Below are 18,776 nucleotides of genomic sequence, written 5' to 3'. Positions count from 1 at the left end.
CAGCCTTACTTCATGGTCTGAGCCTTGAGGTAATGCCCCGGTGTGATCCCGACATGCGCCTTGAATACCCGCTGAAAATGGCTTTGATCGGCGAACCCCAGGTCGTGGGCGACCTCAACCAGTCGGTGACCCTGCCGGAGCAGTTGACGGCCCCGGTTGATCCTGGCGTTGAGCAAGTAGGCGTGCGGCGTCAGGCCTGTGGCAGCCCGAAACGCGCGAATCAGTTGATAACGACCAAGGCCTGCTTCCCGGGCCAATGACTTCACGGTCAGGCGAGCCGGATCCTGGTCGTGCAGGGTCGTCAGCAAATCCTGCAGCGCTGGGGCTTGAAGGACGGGTGCTGCGGCCAAGGGCGAGAAGGTGTCGAAATCCATGTCGCACAGAAAAGCGATCAGCTCGGCCTCCTTTTGCATCGGGGCCGCCTCGGAAAACAGCACGTCGTTGAGTTGGCAGAATCGGTGGTACGCTTCGGCATCCCGGCTGACACGCGCCGGTTGTTCAGGCGCGCCGCAGGGCAGGCCGGACTCAGTGCGCAGCTCAGCCAGCCAGCGCGCATCCACATGCAGCATCTGGTAGCTCCAGGACTGGTCTGCCTCGGGGTTGCAGGCATGGACCCGGTGCGCGGGGACCGCCACCAGCGTACCGGGGGTGAGCCGCTCGGTCCCGCAACCTGCACCTGTGAACAGGCTGGAACCCGCGTCCACGGCACCGATGGAGAAGGTCGGATGGCTATGGGCTTTGTAGCAGGCCCGGCTGTTGCAGGCCCGGCGGCTCTCGACCTGCGGCAAGCGCGGATCTCGCCACAGGCGGGTATTGGAACGCGGCATCGGAAGGTCCTCGTGATGGCTGACAGCTTAAACAGACGCTGCTGGCCCGTACAGTTGTCGCGCGTGACTGTACCTTGACGCTGCGGCCTGGTACCTGCGATACAGCCCTAAATTCAGAGGATAGAGGGATGGACCTTGCCAGCCTGATGCTTTTCATACCGGCCTGCTTTGCCCTGAACATGGCTCCAGGTCCCAACAACCTGTTGTCGCTGCACAATGCCAGTCGCTATGGGTTGCGCGCCGCTTGCCTTGCAGGGGTAGGGCGCCTGTTTGCTTTCAGCGGCATGATAGGCCTTGCGGCCATGGGCCTGGCCGTGGTCCTGCATACCAGCGAAACCCTGTTTCTGGCGATAAAAGTGGTGGGGGCGGTGTATCTGTTCTATCTGGCGTGGCAACTGTGGCGTGCGCCAGTGGCCGCGGCCGTCGATGCTGGGTACTCGGCGCGCAGTGGGTGGCGCCTGGCGCGTCAGGAGTTCATGGTTGCAGCAGGCAACCCGAAAGCCATCCTGATATTTACAGCCTTTCTGCCACAGTTCGTATCGGTCGCCAGCCCCGTGCCGGTAGGCCAACAGTTCCTGTTACTAGGGGTTTTGTTTCTACTGCTGGAATGGGCAGCCATCGCGCTCTACGCTGCAGTGGGCGCTTATTTGCAGCGATGGTTCTCGCGGCCGCGGCCTCGTAGGTTGTTCAATCGCACCAGTGCCGCGCTGCTGGCAAGCGCAGGGGCAGGGCTGTTGGTCGTTCGGCGTTAGTCAAGGGCAGGGCGCGCGATGGTCGCGCGCCCTGCTTACTTGTCAGAACTGCCAGCGTACGCCCAGGTTGACGCCGCTGGCCTCTTGTTCACGGCTATCCAGATGCGTCGTGTACTGAATCCCGCCGTGCACGCTCAACGAAGTATTGAGTTGCGCTGCAACGCCTGCTTCGGCTTGCAGGGCGGTGTAGCGGTAATCAGTCTTGACCTTGTCCGTCTTGTCGAAGACCAGCGCATCCCTGCCGCCGTCCCCATGCCACAGGTTCACTTGCGCGTAGGGCTGCAGCAGCCGGGCACCGTCGGGCTGGAATCGTCCCTCCAGGCGCAGCCCGATGCGGCCAGTGAGTTCAACCTGCGCGTCATGGTCGATACGCGAGACGCGATCATTTGCGGTATCGAACTTGGTCTTCTGGGCGATGACCTGTGCCTGCGGCTCGATTGCCCAGTGCGATGACAAGGTTACGGGCACGCCGGCTTCCAGCGAAGCGGCCCAGGCGTCCCCGTCCAAGTCCAACTTGTCGCCTCGGTCCGAGCGCGCCCGCCCATCCAAACGGGTGTATTGCAACACGCCATCCAGATAGCCACCTTGCGCACCCACCCAGCTCCAGTACGCACCTGCGCTTTTTCCATCCAGGCGCAAGTCACCGACGCTACGGTTCTCCTGGGCCAACGCGAAGCCCTTGACACCGGCCGTCAGGCGAGACTGGCTGAGGTATACCCCAGCGTGTTGACGGGCACCGCTATCACTCACATGAGCGTACACGTCCTGACCAACCTTGAAGCCATACAGGTCGCCATCGAGGCTGGGGCTGACCGTACCACTCCACTGTTGACGGAGTGCGCCGCCGTAGGCCTGACCCCAGGCAGCGGGCAGTGCGCCCTGGCCCTCCAGCAACTGCTGGTCGCCCTGACGCTGATGGAAGGTGCCCAGCCCCTGACGCACCACGATGGCTGCCCCCCTGGGGGCGGCGGCGTAGACCGCGACCTCGGGACGATACAGCGGCAGGCTCTGGTTGCCGGCGATCGGGGCGGGCAAGTCCAGTTGCCCTGGGGCTGGAGCGGCAACCGGCGGGGTAACCGCCGGCTGTTCGGGGGCCGGCTCGGCAGGGACCTCGGGTTCGGGCTCAGCCGGCGGCGTCACCACAGGTGGCGCCACCAGCGTCGAGCGCAGGTACCAGTTGTTCTCGCTGCCAGCGGTAACACCACCTTTGAACAATCGATAGTCGTAGGCACCCGCCGAAAGGGTTTGCGTTTGCACGAAGGCGGTAGCCGTACTGGTGGCACCGTCGCGTGCCTCCACGACCTGAATGCCGTTCTGGGGTGTCGACGCGCCGGCTCCCCCCAGATTGTTGACGATCAGGCCGGTCGTCCCCGTTATGGACCCGGCGCTGACCACCAGGCGATCGGAGGGCGCATTGTCACCGGCCAGCACACTGTTCACGCGCAACAGGCCGTTTTCGCCGACATAGTCGCCTTGGATGGTAAGACGGCCCAGGGCATCGCCACCCTCGGTAAGGTTGAGCGTTCCGGCGTTACTCACCGATGCGCGTTGCCCTGGGCCAAACGCTGTGATCACGCCCACGCTTGAGGCAAGGACGCTGTTGCTGTCGAGGGTGAGCCTGCCGGTTCCGGTGCCGGCGTCTCCAAGGACCAGGGTGTCGTTGAGCGCCAGCTGACTAAGATTGGTCAACGCCACCGTCTCCCAGTTGAGGTAGCGAGCACCGCCCACCGCGCGGCTATTGTCGAACGTGAGGATATCGTTGCCTTCGCCGCCATCGATTGTGATGATCAGCGTTTCCGGATTAAGCCCGGAGAGCAGCGCAGTGTCGTCGCCCGGCCCGGCATCGACTTTCCCGCCGATCGTCCCGCCGTTCCAGACGAAGCGATCGTTGCCCGTGCTGAGCAGCACGTCCCCTGCGACGCTGCCGCCATGGATCAGGACGCTGTCGTCGCCGCCGCTGACGCTGATATTGCCGCCAATAGTGCCATCGAAGACCTCGATGTAATCGGTGTCGAACGCGGCAATGACGTTCCTGTCAACGCTGCCACCGCGCATGATGAAGGTATTCTTGTCCAGGCGCAGGTTGACGTTTCCGATCATGCCGCCGTCCATTTCGGCGTAGTCGCCGCTGTCGAAGGTGCCCTTGATCCAGCCGCCGGACATGTAGAAGGTGTCCAGCCCGTCACCCTGGTTGACGTTACCCTCGATCACGCCGCCGCTCATGACGAAGTCATCGATGCCGCCACCCTGATTGACGTTGCCGGCGATCGTGCCGGAGGCCATGTCGATACTGTCCCGGCCTGGGCCAAAGGTGACATCGCCCTCGATGGCGCCGGTGCCACCTGCCGGAAACACCAGACGGTTGTCACCCTCGGTATCCACCAGCGAAGGCGCTGACCCGCTGTCGCAGACATACGTGTCGTTACCGGCCCCAGGGGAAAATGTACAAGCTGCCTGAGCGGATGGCAGGGCCGCGCCCAGCAAACTCAGTGAGCCCACAATCAGTCGTACACGCATAGCAAAGCCTCCATTCAAAGCCAGCGCGCAACATCAATTGCGCGGGGTCAGGCACTTTTTACAGAGGAAGGCTTGGGAGCGACAACTGGCAGAACTGCTAGTTGCTGGGTATTTAGACGGCAGTGTTGAGACTCAGTCGCGGTAGAACGTCTGCACCAGGTGATAGCCGAATTTGCTCTTCACGGGCCCATGCACAACGCGCAGGGGCTTCTTGAAGATGACCTGGTCGATCGCACCGACCATCTGCCCAGGGCGAATCTCCCCAAGATCACCGCCACGCTTGCCCGAGGGGCAGAGGGAGAACTTCCTGGCGAGCACATCGAACGCCTCACCCTTGGCGATGCGCTGCTTGAGCTTTTCGGCTTCGTCAGCAGTCTTGACCAGGATGTGGCGGGCTTGGGCTTTCATGATCTACCTGTGCATGCAGCGAGAGAAAGCAGCCATTATGCCCGACGCACCGCTACCACCGCGAATCGGCATGGCTTATTGCGCCAGCCATCCACCGTCCATGTTCCAGGCCGCACCGCGCACCTGGCTGCCAGCCTCGCTGCATAGAAACAGCACAAGCTCGCCCAGGTGCTCGGGCGCTACGAACGCTTGTGAAGGCTGTTTTTCCGCGAGCAATTCCCGTTCTGCCTGCTGCGGATCGACGCCGGTTGCAGCACGTGCGTCGATCTGCTGCTGCACCAGCGGCGTCAACACCCAGCCTGGGCACAGGGCATTGCAGGTCACGCCGCTCATGGCGGTTTCCAGCCCTACGACCTTGGTCAGGCCAATCACCCCATGCTTGGCGGCGACATATGCGGCCTTGCCGGTGGAGCCGACGAGCCCATGGACCGAGGCGATGTTGATGATGCGGCCCCAGTTGCGGGCGCGCATACCTGGCAGCACCAGGCGAGTGCCGTGGAAGACCGCAGACAGGTTCAAGGCAATGATCTTGTCCCAGCTGTCCACCGGGAAGTGCTCGACAGGTGCCACATGCTGGATCCCGGCATTGTTGACCAGGATATCCACGGCACCGAATGCCTGTTCGGCAAAGTCCAGCATGGCCTCGATCTGCGCGGCATCGGCAAGATCAGCGGGGTGATGGCGCACCTGCACCCCTAATTGCTCAAGGCTGGCGATGGCAGGTGAAGGGTCACCAAAACCGTTGAGCACGATGTTGGCCCCCGCTCGCGCCAGCACATGGGCAATGCCCAGGCCAATGCCGCTGGTGGAACCTGTGATCACTGCTGTCTTGCCTTTGAGGGTCATGCAAAGCTCCCTAACAGCGCGCCGGCGCCGACTGGAACGAAGAAAGCCGTTGGGCATCGCCCGGGATGGGCTGAGCGTAGGAGCGGAGCGGCTGATCAAAGGTTCCGCAGGGGCCTTCGCGTGAGGCCAAAGCAGCGGCTTTGCGCCACTCCCTCCTACCGGGCTTGCTTCGCAGGACTTAGTCCTGGCGGCTGGTCACTTCCAGCAGGTGGTAGCCGAACTGAGTCTTGACCGGACCCTGCACGGTGTTGACCGGGGCGCTGAAGACCACGGTATCGAATTCCTTGACCATCTGGCCAGGACCGAACGAGCCCAGGTCACCACCCTGACGGCTGGACGGGCAGGTGGAGTTGGCCTTGGCGATTTCAGCGAAGTCGGCACCCGCTTCGATCTGGGCCTTGAGTTCGTTGCACTTGTCTTCGCTGTTGACCAGGATGTGACGGGCGGTTGCACGTGCCATGGGGTAATGCTCCTTGGGAGGGTAAAGAGGCAAAGCCTAACGCACTTCAACCGGTCGTGTCTCGCAGGGTTCGGCCTGCCGCTCACCCAAAAGGCGTGCCGCACCCTGCAACAAGGTCTCAGTGGTGGTCCAGCCAAGACAGCCATCGGTGATGGACACGCCGTATTTCAGCGCCCCGTTGCTCAGGGCCTGACAGCCCTCGAACAAGTGCCCCTCGATCATCATGCCGACGATCGAGGTGTCGCCGCTCAATCGCTGTTGCAACACCTCGTTGAAAACAGCCGGTTGCCGGGCGGGGTCCTTGCCACTGTTGGCATGGCTGCAATCGACCATGATGCGCGCAGGCAGGCCTGCTTTGGCGAGCCCCTGACGGGCCAGGGCAAGGCTGTGGGCGTCGTAGTTCGGACCTTGATGGCCACCTCGCAGCACCAGGTGAGTATGCGCGTTACCCAGGGTTTCGACGATCGCAGGGTAGCCCTGTGCATCCATGCCGAAATGCCGGTGGGCATGGGCAGCACTGCGCATGGCGTCCGTCGCGATGGCAACGCCGCCATCGGTGCCGTTCTTGAAGCCTACCGGCAGCGCCAGCCCGCTGACCATTTCTCGATGAATCTGTGATTCGGTGGTGCGGGCGCCGATGGCGGCCCAGGCCAGCACATCGTCGAAGTAGCCAGCGGCCATGGGCTGCAGCAATTCGGTCGCAACCGGCAGGCCCCGTTCGATCATGCCCAGCATCAGCCCCCGCGACAGTGCCAGACCTGCATGCATGTCGTCGCTGCCATCGAGGTGAGGGTCGTAAGCCAGGCCCTTCCAGCCCACCGTCGTGCGCGGTTTTTCCACGTACGCACGCATCACCAGCAGCATGCGTTCGCCGACCTGTCGGCTCAACGCGGCCAGGCGATCGGCATATTCCAGCGCCGCGCGCGGATCATGCAGCGAGCATGGCCCTACGATGACCAGCAGGCGAGGGTCGCGCCCTTCGAGAATGTCGCAAATGGCTTGGCGGTGCGCATGGACTTGGTGTGCGAGCGAGGCAGACAACGGCATCTGTTGTTTGAGCAGGTGCGGGCTGGGAAGGCGGCGGCTGACAGCGGTATTGGCAGCTTGGGCTTGGGTCAGGGGCAGGGCGAGGCTGGAGGCTTGCATGAGGGTTTTCCTTGGGCGGACGGCAGGCACTATGGCTGCGCAGTCGGCCCTATCGAGGTGTTCGACAGATCGGTGTTTGGCTATTGGTTGAATCAGTGCCACCTGTGCAGAACCGGTCGGAGGCGGCAGGCTGGCCCGAGCGGACGTGGCTAAATCGCCAGGTGGAGGTGCTGGTTACGTAATAGGTGTCGTATTTCATGAATCTGTCCTCTGGATCGTTTGGGTGTAGGCCTGAAAAACAAAACCCCCGGTCGGGAGGCCGACCGGGGGTTTGAGTATTCTCATGTTCGGCGGCCCCTCGAAGGTGGACGCCGTGTGGGTATCGGCGCCTAGTGGCTAAACCAATACCCGAAGTAATAGGAGGCAGGTGCGTTCACGCACACGGTCACGACCGCTGCCGGGCGCGGGGCGCGGCCAGTGGTAGTAGCGAGTGTGTGGATGGTTGCTTGCATGCTGCTCTCCAGTGAATGAGCCCGAGCTTACTGCACATTGCGCGGGCCATTCAATGGAAAATTGCTATGAGCGTAATCGATCGGATGATTACGCCGGGTGGTCACTGGACCGTGGTCTTAGTGACTGTCTTGATCTTCAGCTTGACCACCAGTGGCGCCTGCGCCTGAGCCAGTGGCTTCGCCGGTGCTGTTGGAGCCGCCCGCAGCACCGTCATGGGCACCTGCGGCCCCGGCGTTGCTGCTGTCATTGTCACGGCTGCTGCCTGGGGTATTCACGCTGCTGCCTTCACCTGCAGTCTTGCCGCCCATCTGGTCGGTTTTCGGGTGCATGTCGGTGTTGGTGGTGTCAGTGGCGGCCTGACTGGTACCGGCCAGGGTGGCCAAGGCGAAAGCAACGGACAGCGAAAGGCTACGGATGCGAATCATGGCGAAGCTCCTGTGCATGGATTCTGTCATTGCTTTGGCATAGTCCTGCACAGGAGGTGCCCAGAGGGCGACGGATGGTCGGTTAGGGCACGCTTGCCTCAACAGGCCTCGCCGTGGTGCGAAGGCTTGGGTTCGGCCGTTTCCATCGGAGGATGCTCCTGCGCGGCATGCATCAAGTCCTCGGTGACCCGCAGTTCAGCGCCAGTAGGCGAGAAGGTGGTGGAGGCCGTGAACGGGGCAGGGTGTTCCGCGGCCGGGCGCTTGCCGCGCCGCCACAGGAAAAAGCCCACCATCAACAGGTTGACCACGGCAAACGCCCAGAAAAGCCCGGCTTCGCCAAACTCGGTCATCACGGGTGATATCGCCATCGGCGCCATCGCCGAGCCCAGCGAGTTGATTAGCAGCAGCCCTTGGATCATGGGCACCAAGGCATCGGATGGGGCACGGTCGGCTGCATGGCTGACCGCCACCGGATACAAGGTGAACACCCCGCCGCCCAGCAGAAACAGCATCGCCGGCAGCAGGAATGCATCCGAAGGCAGGAACACGGTGACCAATGCCAGCGCAGCGCACACTGCCGCCAGGGCAATCAGCACGTCCTGACGGTCCTTGCGGTCCGACCACCGCCCCACCGGGTATTGCAACAGCATGGCCCCGAGGATGACCAAGGCCATCATGTTGCCTACTTCGCCGACGTCCAGCCCGATACGTTGGAGATACAGCGGCAGCAACGTATAGATCCCGGCAATGGCCACGCCCGAACCAAAGCATCCCACCAGTCCCGAGGGTGCCACGCCCAGCAGTTGCCGTGGCTTGAGCGGCTCTACCTGGTCCAGCAGTGGCGAAACCCGTGGCAGGATCACGATCGGCAACACCGACAGGGCGGTCAGCACACCTGCCAGCATGAAAGGCGCGGTCTCGCCCAGGCGGGTGATCTCGCCAAGCCCTGCCTGAGCCAGCACCCCGGCGCCATAGAAGGCGATCATGTACAAGGCCAGCAAGCGACCGCGGATCTTGGCGTCTCCGGCAAGCAACAACCAGCTCTCGATGACCAGGAACACCCCCACGGCCGCCCAGCCATTGATCAGGCGCAGCACCGACCACCAGGTCACGTCATAGAACAGGCCTTGCAGCAGGATGGTGACGCCGATCAGCGAGGCAAAGCTGGTGTAGGCGCGGATATGGCCGATGCGCAGGATGAGCCGATCATTGAAGATGGCCCCCAGGGTCAGACCGATGAAGTAGGTGGACGAGACGATGCCGATGGTGGTGGCAGACTCGCCAGCCTCGCCGAGTCGCAGGGTGGTCAGAGAAGACATGAAGCCGTTGCCCAGGGCAATGATGAACAGCCCGAGCAGCGGCGCCAGCGCCATGGCCAGCAAACGCGCAGACATAGGTACCTCAAGTTGGATAGGCGAAGGTTGGCCTTTTCGAGCGCGCACGCTGGTCGACCCGGGTAGGGTAGAGGCTGCACGGATGCGACCTGGGCAAGACTCAACCGCTTGGCCATGCAGGAAGACGGCCGGGCGGGGAGGGTTGAGCCTATTTCACATGAGCGTTCATGGGGTCAGGCGCGGACTCGGTCTTGGTTGCCGGTTGCCACCGTTCAAGGCGACGGGCGAAAAGGAAGCGCGATTCTACGGGCTTGCAGGGTTTTGCCAAGGGTTGACTGCCTGCGGCGCAATGCCGCAGTCTCGAAAAGACATGCCAATGTCTTTCCCAGGCAAATCGCTCGCAGTCGCAGTCGCGGCTGCGACTGCTGTGGCTTTTGCTGTTGCTGTGGCTTTTGCTTCTAAGCGCGCGGTAGCCCAGGCGGCGCAGATCGCGACTTCAGGAGGCCGAGCGCAGGGCTTGCGGAGGGAGGTGACAGGCATGGATGCCTGTCAAGCGCTGGGCCCCAGGATGGGGCCTGCAGCGCGGTCCTCCCGGGAGCAAGCCCGGAGCGAGGGGACCCCGGAGCGTAGCGTAGGGGCCGGATGATAGGAGCAGGCGGTTTTTGCTTACTTTTTGACAAGACAAAAAGTGAGCCGCCGTAAGGGCGGAAGGGTGACTGTGCGCCACCCGCGCCAATGAATACCAACTCGATATATGCGCCCACGCTTTGAGGTTTGAGGTTTGAGGTTTGAGGTTTGAGGTTTGAAGTTTGAAGTTCGAAGTTCGATGGGTTGGTGTGGGTATTGATAGAGCGAATAGTCCATTTGCGATGGCGACGCTTAATCACCTTTTCGCCCTTACGGCGAGTTACTTTTTGTCAAACGCCACAAAAAGTAACCAAAAAAGGCTGCGCTCCGTTCATACGGCCCCTACGCTGCGCTTCGGGGTTCCCTCACTCCGGTCTTGCTCCCGGGAGGGCCGCGCTGTAGGCCCCATCCTGGGGCCCAGCGCTTGACAGGCATCCATGCCTGTCACCTCCCTCCGCAAGACCTGCGTTCGGCCTTCTGAAGTCGCGAAGATCAAGGTCAAGATCAAGATCAAGATCAAGATCAAGATCAAGATCAAGATCAAGATCAAGATCAAGATCAAGATCAAGATCAAGATCAACAGCGTCTGTGGTGGGGATGATAACGTCTAAACTTGCCGCGACATATATCCCGTGTAGGAGCTATCCCGTGTAGGAGCGACCTTATGCCGCGATGGCCGCGAAGCGGCCCTAGTGTTTGAATCACAGCAAATAAACTGGGGCCGCTGCACGGCCATCGTGGCACATGGTCGCTCCTACAAGAAGTGGTGGCTCGCAAAGGTGTTCGAATGCAGCCACACCCTGATTAAAGAGACTGATCTATGGGGCGTAGAGTAATACCCATTGTCCACTCTCGCCAACACGTGACCCATCCAAGGGCACACCCCCCATCAATCCGCTAGCAACCCGTTCTGCCACAGGACGGCTGCTCCCCCGTATCGATACTGACCACCACCGACATACCCGGCCGCAGCCGCGCAGCCTCTGGCTGGCCGGCATCCACTGTGATACGCACCGGAATGCGCTGGGCGATCTTGACGAAGTTGCCGGTCGCATTGTCCGCCTGAAGCAACGCGAACTCCGAGCCAGTGGCAGGGGAAATCTGTTCGATGTGCCCGTACAGTTTGAGATGGTTCAAGGCATCCACCGTGAAACTGGCCGGCTGGCCGATGCGCACGTCGGCCATCTGCGTTTCCTTCATATTGGCGATGATCCACAAGGTATCGGGTACCAGCGCCATCAGCTGGGCACCGGAGTTGACATAGGCGCCCAGGCGCGTCCCGATCTGCCCCAACTGCCCGTCCCTTGGCGCGGTCACGCGGGTGTTGTCCAGGTCGATGCGGGCCAGGGCCACGGCGGCCTTGGCATTCTCGACCGCAGCCAGCAGCGCCGCGCGGTTGACGATCACCGACTCGCGATCCTGCCGGGCAATCTCCAGCGCAGCCTTGGCCTGCGCAAGGCTCGCCGCCGCCGCCGCCTCGCTGGCGCGGGTGACATCCAGTTCACGTCGTGACACCGATCCATCGGTGACCAGCGCCTGGTTGCGCGACAGATCGGCCTTCGCCTTGGTCAACTGCGCGGCAGCGTCATTGATGGCAGCCTGGCGCTGGGCGATGGTCGCCTCAGCGCTCTTGCGCTGCTGCGCATTGTTGGCCAGCGCCGCCTCTTGTTGCTGCTGCTGAGCGATGGCCTGAGCAAGGCGCTGGGTGTAGATCCGGTCATCGAGCTTGACCAGCAACTGGCCCGCCTTGACGTACTGGAAGTCCTGCACTGGCACCTCGACGATATAGCCGCTCAACTGCGGTCCGATGATCGTGACCTGCCCGCGCACCATGGCGTTTTCGGTACTTTCGATGGCGCTGCTGAAAGGGGGCAGGCGCCACGCATAAAGCACCACCAGTACGCCGACCAGGGCGACACAGCCGAAGGTGATGGCTGACAGTATGCGCACCTTGCGAGTGCGTCCGGGTGAAGTTGGCTCACTTGGTGGCGTAGTGCCCTCCGGCGCTTCGGCGATGGCAGTCGTGGTGGTGGTGCGGGATTGTTCGGTCATCGTGTCGGTGCGCCAAGGGATGAGTCGGTCAGGCGAGCCTGACGTTTGCTGTACCAGAGCCAGGTGCCGCGTATGCAGATCCAGATCATGGTGAGAATAGCGATAGCGCCAATGAGCATGAACACATCGTTGTAGGCCAGCACATTGGCTTCTCGGGTGGCCGCGCTAGCCAGTTGGCGCATGCCCACTTCAGTACGCAGGGCAGGGTCGGCGATCAGGCGCCCGACGCTTGCACCCCCACTTTGAACCCGGGCGGTGACCAGCGGTTCCACGCTGCTCAGGTGGTCCATCAGGTGACTTGAGTGAAATTTTTCCCGCCAGATCTGGAACGTGCCCAGCAGCGCTGCACCGATCAGACCACCGAGGTTGTTGCAGATGCCGAACAGCACCGAGAAGCTCACCAGGTTCTGCGGGTTGGCCCGCACATGGCCAATGCCCAGGGCCATGGAGGGGCCCAGGAAGAACGTACTGCCGAAGGCCAACAAAAACTGGCTCAGGTACATTTGCGCAGGCCGGGTCAGGTTGCTCGACGTGCTGTCCATGAAGGCGCCTACTGCCATGGCCAGCAGGGAGATCAGCAGCGGTAGGATCAAGTGGTTAGGGTTGATGGTCAAGGCGCTGGTCGCCAACCCGGCGACCGCACCGAGCAGCATGATCCAGTACAGCGAACGCATCTGTTCACTGGACATGTTGAGCATCTGCAGAAAGCCGACTGCGCCGGTGGATTGCTCGGAGGTGACCATACGGATGAGGATCACGCACAGCCCCAGGCGGATGATGGCGCCGCTGCCCAGCCACCGCGTCATCAGCAGGGGGTTCTCCCGGTTGTGCTCGATCGCCAGCCCGCTCAGGATCAGGACGATCGAGCCTGCCAGCGCCATGCCGATCCACGGCGCATCCAGCCACCAGTCGATGCGCCCAAGCGACAAGGCCGCGCAGAGCAGCGCCGTGCCGCTGGCCATCAGGGCGAAGGTGAGAAAATCCAGAGGCTCGAAGGTCTTGAAGCGGTCACCGGGCGGTAGTTTGAGCAGAAGTACGCAGCCCAGGGCTGTCAGCGCCAGCCCCAGTTCGAACAAGTAAAGCCCCCGCCACTCGGCGATCAACAGCAGGTCTTCAGAAAATATCCGTGCCAGCGGCAAGGCCAGCTGGGAAGCGCCAAGGCCCAGAACCATTGCCTTGAGCCGCCACTGTGCCGGGAAGGCCTGGATCATGTAGTACAGGCCAAGCGAGGTCAACGCGGCGCCCACCATGCCGTGGGCGGCCCGCACGGCAATGGCCGAATTCAGGTCGTTGACCAGCAGGTGGGCGAAGGTCACCAGGGCATAGAGCACCAGAAACACTTCGGTAAAGGCACGCAGTCCGAATTGCTGGCGAAACTTGACCAGCAACAGGTTCATGGACACGTTGGTCATCACGTAGGCAGCCGGCAACCAGGCCATTTCCGCAGTGGTCGCGCCCAGTGCACCTTGCAGGAACACAAGGTTTGCGGTCACCAGCGCGTTGCCCAGCCCGCCGGTGATGGCGACCAGCAAACCAACCAGACCATAGGCCAGGCGCTTGGCTGGGCTGTGCAGGGGCGTGGACGGCGAACCTGGCAGGGTCGGTTTCTCGTGAGGTAACCACTGGCGGGGTGCGTACTTGTCCATGAAACAGCCTGTCTAAGGTGTTGGATGCAGCCGTTGTGTGGCCGCTTGCGCCTGCGTCGATGTTATCCAGCGCTGCTACAAGGCCCGTGCCAGGAAGGCGGCTGTGCGGCTGTGCTTGGCCTTGGCCACCTGACCGGGGTTGCCGCTGGCGACCACCTTGCCGCCGGCATCGCCAGCCCCAGGGCCGATGTCGATCACCCAATCGCACTGGGCGACTACGCGCATGTCATGTTCGACCACCACCACGCTGTGGCCGTTATCCACCAGGCGGTTGAGCTGCACCAGCAACCGGTCGACATCTTGTGGGTGCAGGCCGTTGGTGGGCTCATCGAGCACATACAAGGTGGCGCCGCGGGCCTGGCGTTGCAGTTCGGTGGCCAACTTGATCCGTTGTGCTTCGCCCCCTGACAGCTCCGTTGCCGGCTGGCCCAGACGCAGATAGCCCAAGCCTATGTCTTGCAGCACCTGAAGCGAACGCCGCGCCGAGGGCTGATCCTCAAACACCCTCAGCGCTTGCTCCACGGTCAGTTGCAGCACCTGGGCGATATTCATGCCTTGCCAGCTCACCGAAAGGGTCTCTGGATTGTAGCGGGCCCCGTGACAGGTCGGGCAAGGAGCGAACACGCTTGGCATGAACAGCAACTCGACACTGACGAATCCTTCGCCTTCGCACGTAGGGCATCGACCTTTCGCGACGTTGAATGAGAAACGCCCGGCATCGAAGCCCTGGGCCTTGGCCTGTTCGGTACTGGCGAATAATTTGCGCACATGATCGAACAAGCCGGTGTAGGTGGCCAGGTTGGACCGAGGCGTTCGGCCGATCGGTTTCTGGTCTACCTGCACCAGCCGCTTGATGTGCTCAAGGCCTGCGCTGACGCGGCCCGTGCTCACCTGCTCTGGCTCGTCTTCCAGGTCAGGCACCTGGGCATCCTGTGAAGCCTCGGCGTGACCCAGGTGTGTGCCTACCAAGTCCAGCAGGGCCTGGCTGACCAGGCTCGACTTGCCGGAGCCCGAAATGCCGGTCACCGCCGTGAAGCAGCCCAGCGGGAACGCTGCACTGAGGTTGTCGAGGTTGTTGCGGGTTATGCCCTCCAGGCGTAGCCAGGCCTGGGGCTCGCGATGTTGGCGGTGTGTCTTGTCCTGTGCCTGGAATAGATAGCGGGCCGTACACGATTGCTCGACCTGGGCCAGGCCGGCCGGAGGGCCACTGTAGAGAACCTTGCCCCCGTGCTCTCCGGCGGCCGGCCCCACGTCCACCAGCCAGTCCGCACGGCGCATGGTGTCCAGGTCGTGTTCGACCACGTACACCGAATTGCCCGCCTGCTTGAGGCGCTGCAGGGCATCGAACAAGGCTTCGCTGTCGGCCGGGTGCAGGCCGGCGGAGGGTTCGTCCAGCACATAGACCACGCCAAACAGCTGCGAATTGAGCTGCGTAGCCAGGCGCAGGCGCTGCAGCTCGCCCGAAGACAGGGTAGGGGTGCTGCGTTCGAGTGCCAGGTAACCCAGGCCGAGCTCAAGCAGCGTGTCGATGCGCACCAGCAGCTCACTGGCAATGCGTTGCGCGGCCAGGCGTTTTTCAACTGTCAGGTCATCGTCCTGAATCAGGTACTCGGCTGCCGCCACCTTGCGCAATACCTCAGCCAAGGCCTGCAGGGGCAGTTGCGAAAGCGCTGCGATATCCAGGCCTGCGAAGGTGACACTCAATGCCTCGCGCTTGAGACGTTTGCCTTGGCACGTGGGGCAGGGGCTCGGGCGCATGTAACGGGAAACGCGCTTGCGCATCTGTGCACTTTGCGAGTGCATGAACGTATGCAGCACATAGCGCCGAGCGCCGGTGAACGTGCCTTGGTAGCTAGGTTCTGCCTTGCGTTTGAGGGCGGCACGTGCCTGGGCCGGCGTAAGGCCCGCGTAGACTGGCACGGTGGGTGTTTCTTCGGTGTAGAGAATCCAGTCACGCTGCTTCTGGGGCAGATCGCGCCAAGGCACATCCACGTCGTAGCCCAGGGTGACCAGAATGTCCCGCAGGTTTTGCCCTTGCCACGCCATGGGCCAGGCAGCCACTGCGCGCTCCCGGATGCTCAACGAGGGGTCGGGGACCATGGTCGCCTCGGTGACCTCGTAGACCCGGCCGAGCCCATGGCACGCGGGGCAGGCGCCTTGCGGCGTGTTGGCCGAGAAATCCTCGGCATACAGCATTGGCTGGTCCGCGGGGTAATGGCCTGCACGCGAGTACAGCATGCGGATGGAGCTCGATAGCGTGGTGACGCTGCCTACCGAAGACCGCGCACTGGGGCTGCCACGCTGCTGCTGCAGCGCCACCGCGGGAGGCAAGCCTTCGATGGCGTCCACGTCCGGTACACCCACTTGGTCGATCAGCCGCCGAGCGTAGGGCGCAACCGATTCGAAGTAGCGGCGCTGGGCCTCGGCGTACAGTGTCGAAAAAGCCAAGGAAGACTTGCCGGAACCCGACACTCCGGTAAACACCACCAATGCGTCGCGCGGTACCTCTACATTGACATTCTTGAGGTTGTGCTCGCGCGCACCCCGTACACGAATGAAACCGCTGAAGGCGGGTTTGTCGCTTGGCATGTTGCTGTCCTTGCTTGGCAGTCGGGTCGAGGAGACATAGCAGGCCAGCGATCACGTATGGCCTGCGGTAGAATAGGAATAGCTGTAGGACGCTCCAAGCGGCCAGGAGGTTCTACCGGGCAGCCTGCGAGCCGAGTGGAGCGTGGCCATCCACCTGGACGCACACCGTCCGGTCACCCACCGTTTTGCAGGGCCAATGATCATTGATGTAAGCATCCGGGGTAAAACACACCCGGTCATCATTGACCCAGAACATGTGCCCGCGCGATCCGGAAATGCGCAGTTTGGTGCAGGGCCGATAGTCCTTGATCAGGAGCGTGGCCGTGCTCACTGCAATCATCACGGGGGCCACGATGCATATCGCCACGAGTGTGACCTGGAAAGAGCGAAGCTGGAATCGAGCAAGCCAGGATGCCCGCGGCGGGTCGAACTTGCGGCCGGTAAAAAGGCCGATCATGGCGGCGGCGACCACAATGGGCGTCAAAGGAATCACCCCTATCACGAAAAAGGCTCCGAACGAAGTCTCGACCACCGGAGCACCGCGGTACAGGCGCCCGAAGACTGGTAGCACATCCACCCAGATGGCATACAACGCCAGGCTGCACACGGCGACCATGCCCAGCCCAATACCCAACGCTACGAAGCGAAACAGCAAGGGGCTGCGCAGGTGAAGCTCAGCGTGCTGTGTCATCGCTTCCCGCCGGTGCCCTGTCCGCGCCCAATAACGCCCACAGGCGCGCATCTTCGAAGTTGTCGATGACCAGGCGCGCACCTGCCTCGATCAAACGTTGTGGCGTCTGGGTAGTGCCAAGGCCGACCGTGAAGATCCCGGCAGCGCTGGCTGCCCGAACGCCCGGTAGCGAGTCTTCGAAAGCCAACGCCTGGTCAGCATGGGCATCCAGTCGCTGCAGGCCGGTCAGGTAGGGAAGCGGGTCGGGCTTGGGCTTGGCCAGTTCATCGGCAATCACCACGTGGTCGAACCTGTCGCTCAGCTTCAGGCCTGCGAGCATGTGTTCGGCATTGAGCCGCGGGGCGTTGGTCACTACGCACATGCCAAAGCCGTGGGTGCTGGCGTGATCGAGCAAACGGATCAGCCCAGGCAGGGGCTCGAGCTTTGGTGACATTTCACGAAAAAGCGCTTCCTTGCGTTCGGCAAGTGCCTGGCACTGCAAGGCAGTGGCACCCTCGAACAACTCGGCGAACAGTTCGCCATTGGCCCGGCCGCTGATCTGAGCATCGAACTGGTCCTGGCTCAATGCTCGGCCGTCGTATTCACGCAAGAGCTGGCGAAACGCCTGTAAATGGAGGGTATCGGTGTCGGTGAGGGTGCCATCTAGGTCGAACAGCAATGCATTGAGCATGGGGATTTCCAAAGCAGGTACAGGGTGGCCATAGGATCATAACCAATGACGACGACGAAGGGGGCTGGTCAGCGTGCTCCGGAAAGAGTACAAATGTGCTCCATGGATAATCTAACCCCCAAGCGCCGCGCCATTTTCGATTTCATTCGCGAGCGCATCACCGAACAAGGCCAGCCTCCCAGCCTGGCCGATATCGCCACGCGCTTTGGCTTTGCCTCACGCAGCGTGGCCCGCAAGCACATCACCGCGCTGTGCCAGGCAGGCTACATCGACGTCACCCCCAATCAGGCCCGCAGTATTCGCCTGGCAAGGCCGCTACGCCGGCCTGAAATGCTCGAACTGCCGGTGCTCGGACAGGTGGCCGCGGGTGCGCCGATCGGGCCGGACCTCGACATCCACGAGCAATTGATGCTCGACCCCAGCCTGTTTCGTCGTACCCCCGATTACCTGCTCAAGGTGCGCGGGGACTCGATGATAGGTGACGGCATCCTCGACGGTGACCTGGTCGGCATCCGCCAGCAGGGCGATGTACGGGAAGGGCAGATCGTGGTCGCTCGGCTGGACGGCGAGGTGACCATCAAGCGCCTCCAGCGCCACGGCGAGGGCTATCGGCTGGTGCCGCGCAATCCGGCGTACGCACCAATTGACGTAGGGCCGGATCAGGAGCTGTTCATCGAAGGCATCTTCTGTGGCCTGGTGCGGCGCGACTGATGGGCGCGGTCATCGATCTGGACAGGCTGCTCGACCAGCGTCGGGTATGGCGTGGCCGTCAAGCCCAGGCCCGGCCACAGGGTCTGCAACCGACCGGGCATGCCAGCCTGGACGAACGCCTGCCCGAAGGCGGCTGGCCGGCGGCGGCGCTCAGCGAATTGTTGCTCGTGCGCCCTGGTAGCGGCGAACTGCAATTGCTTTGGCCCACGCTGGCGCGCCTGAGCGGCGAGGGCGGACGCGTGGTGTTGGTATCACCTCCCTTCATTCCTTTTGCGCCAGCCTGGCAGGCGGCGGGTATCGACCTGCGCTGGCTGTTCCAGGTCGACGCGGGCACTACCGACACCCTGTGGGCCGCCGAACAGTGCCTGCGTTCGGGCAGTTGTGCCGCGGTGGTGTGTTGGCCAGAACGCGCCGACGACCGCGCCTTGCGCCGCTTGCAGGTCGCGGCGGAAACCGGGCAGGCCCTGGCGTTCGCCTGCCGTGGGCAAGCGGCCATGCATAACCCGTCGCCTGCGGCATTGCGCATCGCCATCGACGCACGCCCACCCCAGTGGCGGGTACTCAAATGCCGTGGCGGCATGCCGCCGGCCTTACCGATCGCGTGTTCAAGGCAGGGATGATG

Annotated in this window: 17 protein-coding genes; 4 read left to right on the top strand and 13 right to left on the bottom strand. The window is 62.7% G+C overall.

Annotation, left to right across the window (positions count from 1 at the left end):
* Positions 1-5: 5 nt before the first annotated feature.
* Positions 6-827, bottom strand: a complete 822-nt coding sequence (locus CRP40_RS07885) for an AraC family transcriptional regulator (protein WP_027916371.1) — start codon at positions 825-827, stop codon at positions 6-8.
* Positions 828-955: 128 nt separating this feature from the next.
* On the opposite strand from CRP40_RS07885, the gene CRP40_RS07880 reads away from it, so the two are divergent.
* The gene (locus tag CRP40_RS07880; protein WP_027916370.1) at positions 956-1,579 is read left to right on the top strand and encodes a LysE family translocator; all 624 of its coding nucleotides are present in this window, start codon (positions 956-958) and stop codon (positions 1,577-1,579) included.
* Positions 1,580-1,621: 42 nt separating this feature from the next.
* Here CRP40_RS07880 and CRP40_RS07875 read toward each other — a convergent pair whose 3' ends face one another.
* From CRP40_RS07875 to CRP40_RS07845, 7 genes are all read right to left on the bottom strand, one after another.
* Positions 1,622-4,096: an autotransporter outer membrane beta-barrel domain-containing protein gene (locus CRP40_RS07875; RefSeq protein ID WP_033695183.1), complete on the bottom strand. Its 2,475-nt coding sequence runs from the start codon at positions 4,094-4,096 to the stop codon at positions 1,622-1,624.
* Positions 4,097-4,228: 132 nt separating this feature from the next.
* Positions 4,229-4,504, bottom strand: coding sequence for a peptidylprolyl isomerase (locus tag CRP40_RS07870; RefSeq protein ID WP_027916368.1), 276 nt, complete (start codon positions 4,502-4,504; stop codon positions 4,229-4,231).
* Between the two features lie 75 nt (positions 4,505-4,579).
* Positions 4,580-5,350 carry a 3-hydroxybutyrate dehydrogenase gene (gene hbdH / locus CRP40_RS07865; protein WP_027916367.1) on the bottom strand — a complete coding sequence of 257 codons (771 nt, stop codon included), beginning with the start codon at positions 5,348-5,350 and terminating at the stop codon, positions 4,580-4,582.
* 178 nt (positions 5,351-5,528) lie between these two features.
* Positions 5,529-5,810: a peptidylprolyl isomerase gene (locus tag CRP40_RS07860; protein ID WP_027916366.1), complete on the bottom strand. Its 282-nt coding sequence runs from the start codon at positions 5,808-5,810 to the stop codon at positions 5,529-5,531.
* 36 nt (positions 5,811-5,846) lie between these two features.
* Positions 5,847-6,956, bottom strand: a complete 1,110-nt coding sequence (locus CRP40_RS07855; protein WP_050587368.1) for a 3-deoxy-7-phosphoheptulonate synthase — start codon at positions 6,954-6,956, stop codon at positions 5,847-5,849.
* A 569-nt stretch (positions 6,957-7,525) separates the two neighbouring features.
* Complete coding sequence (locus CRP40_RS07850; protein ID WP_027916365.1) at positions 7,526-7,834, bottom strand: hypothetical protein; 309 nt, start codon at positions 7,832-7,834, stop codon at positions 7,526-7,528.
* 98 nt (positions 7,835-7,932) lie between these two features.
* Complete coding sequence (locus tag CRP40_RS07845; RefSeq protein WP_027916364.1) at positions 7,933-9,228, bottom strand: MFS transporter; 1,296 nt, start codon at positions 9,226-9,228, stop codon at positions 7,933-7,935.
* Between the two features lie 1,004 nt (positions 9,229-10,232).
* On the opposite strand from CRP40_RS07845, the gene CRP40_RS21925 reads away from it, so the two are divergent.
* Positions 10,233-10,406 (top strand): hypothetical protein, encoded by a 174-nt coding sequence (locus CRP40_RS21925; RefSeq protein WP_176505837.1) that lies wholly within the window; start codon positions 10,233-10,235, stop codon positions 10,404-10,406.
* Positions 10,407-10,692: 286 nt separating this feature from the next.
* On the opposite strand, the gene CRP40_RS07835 is transcribed toward CRP40_RS21925, so the two are convergent.
* From CRP40_RS07835 to CRP40_RS07815, 5 genes are all read right to left on the bottom strand, one after another.
* On the bottom strand, positions 10,693-11,847 hold the full coding sequence (locus CRP40_RS07835; protein ID WP_027916363.1) for an HlyD family secretion protein: 1,155 nt from the start codon (positions 11,845-11,847) through the stop codon (positions 10,693-10,695).
* Positions 11,844-13,493 carry an MFS transporter gene (locus CRP40_RS07830; protein ID WP_027916362.1) on the bottom strand — a complete coding sequence of 550 codons (1,650 nt, stop codon included), beginning with the start codon at positions 13,491-13,493 and terminating at the stop codon, positions 11,844-11,846. Before CRP40_RS07830 ends, CRP40_RS07835 begins: the two co-directional genes overlap by 4 nt.
* A 75-nt stretch (positions 13,494-13,568) precedes the next feature.
* Complete coding sequence (gene uvrA, locus CRP40_RS07825) at positions 13,569-16,082, bottom strand: excinuclease ABC subunit UvrA (protein ID WP_027916361.1); 2,514 nt, start codon at positions 16,080-16,082, stop codon at positions 13,569-13,571.
* Between the two features lie 112 nt (positions 16,083-16,194).
* Complete coding sequence (locus CRP40_RS07820) at positions 16,195-16,737, bottom strand: hypothetical protein (RefSeq protein WP_239930199.1); 543 nt, start codon at positions 16,735-16,737, stop codon at positions 16,195-16,197.
* Positions 16,738-16,756: 19 nt separating this feature from the next.
* Entirely contained in the window at positions 16,757-17,443 is a 687-nt protein-coding gene (locus CRP40_RS07815; RefSeq protein WP_027916359.1) for an HAD-IA family hydrolase, read from the bottom strand.
* Between the two features lie 93 nt (positions 17,444-17,536).
* Here CRP40_RS07815 and lexA point away from each other — a divergent pair, with 93 nt between their 5' ends.
* Both lexA and imuA read left to right on the top strand, forming a co-directional pair.
* Positions 17,537-18,154 (top strand): transcriptional repressor LexA, encoded by a 618-nt coding sequence (gene lexA, locus CRP40_RS07810; protein ID WP_027916358.1) that lies wholly within the window; start codon positions 17,537-17,539, stop codon positions 18,152-18,154.
* On the top strand, positions 18,154-18,774 hold the full coding sequence (gene imuA, locus CRP40_RS07805; protein ID WP_027916357.1) for a translesion DNA synthesis-associated protein ImuA: 621 nt from the start codon (positions 18,154-18,156) through the stop codon (positions 18,772-18,774). Before lexA ends, imuA begins: the two co-directional genes overlap by 1 nt.
* Positions 18,775-18,776: the final 2 nt, after the last annotated feature.

Origin of the sequence: Pseudomonas sp. URMO17WK12:I9 (genome assembly GCF_900230165.1) — a bacterium.
Taxonomy (GTDB): Bacteria; Pseudomonadota; Gammaproteobacteria; order Pseudomonadales; family Pseudomonadaceae; genus Aquipseudomonas; species Aquipseudomonas fulva.
The sequence above is the reverse complement of the archived record's forward strand: the minus strand, read 5'-3'. Positions and strand labels throughout refer to the sequence as shown.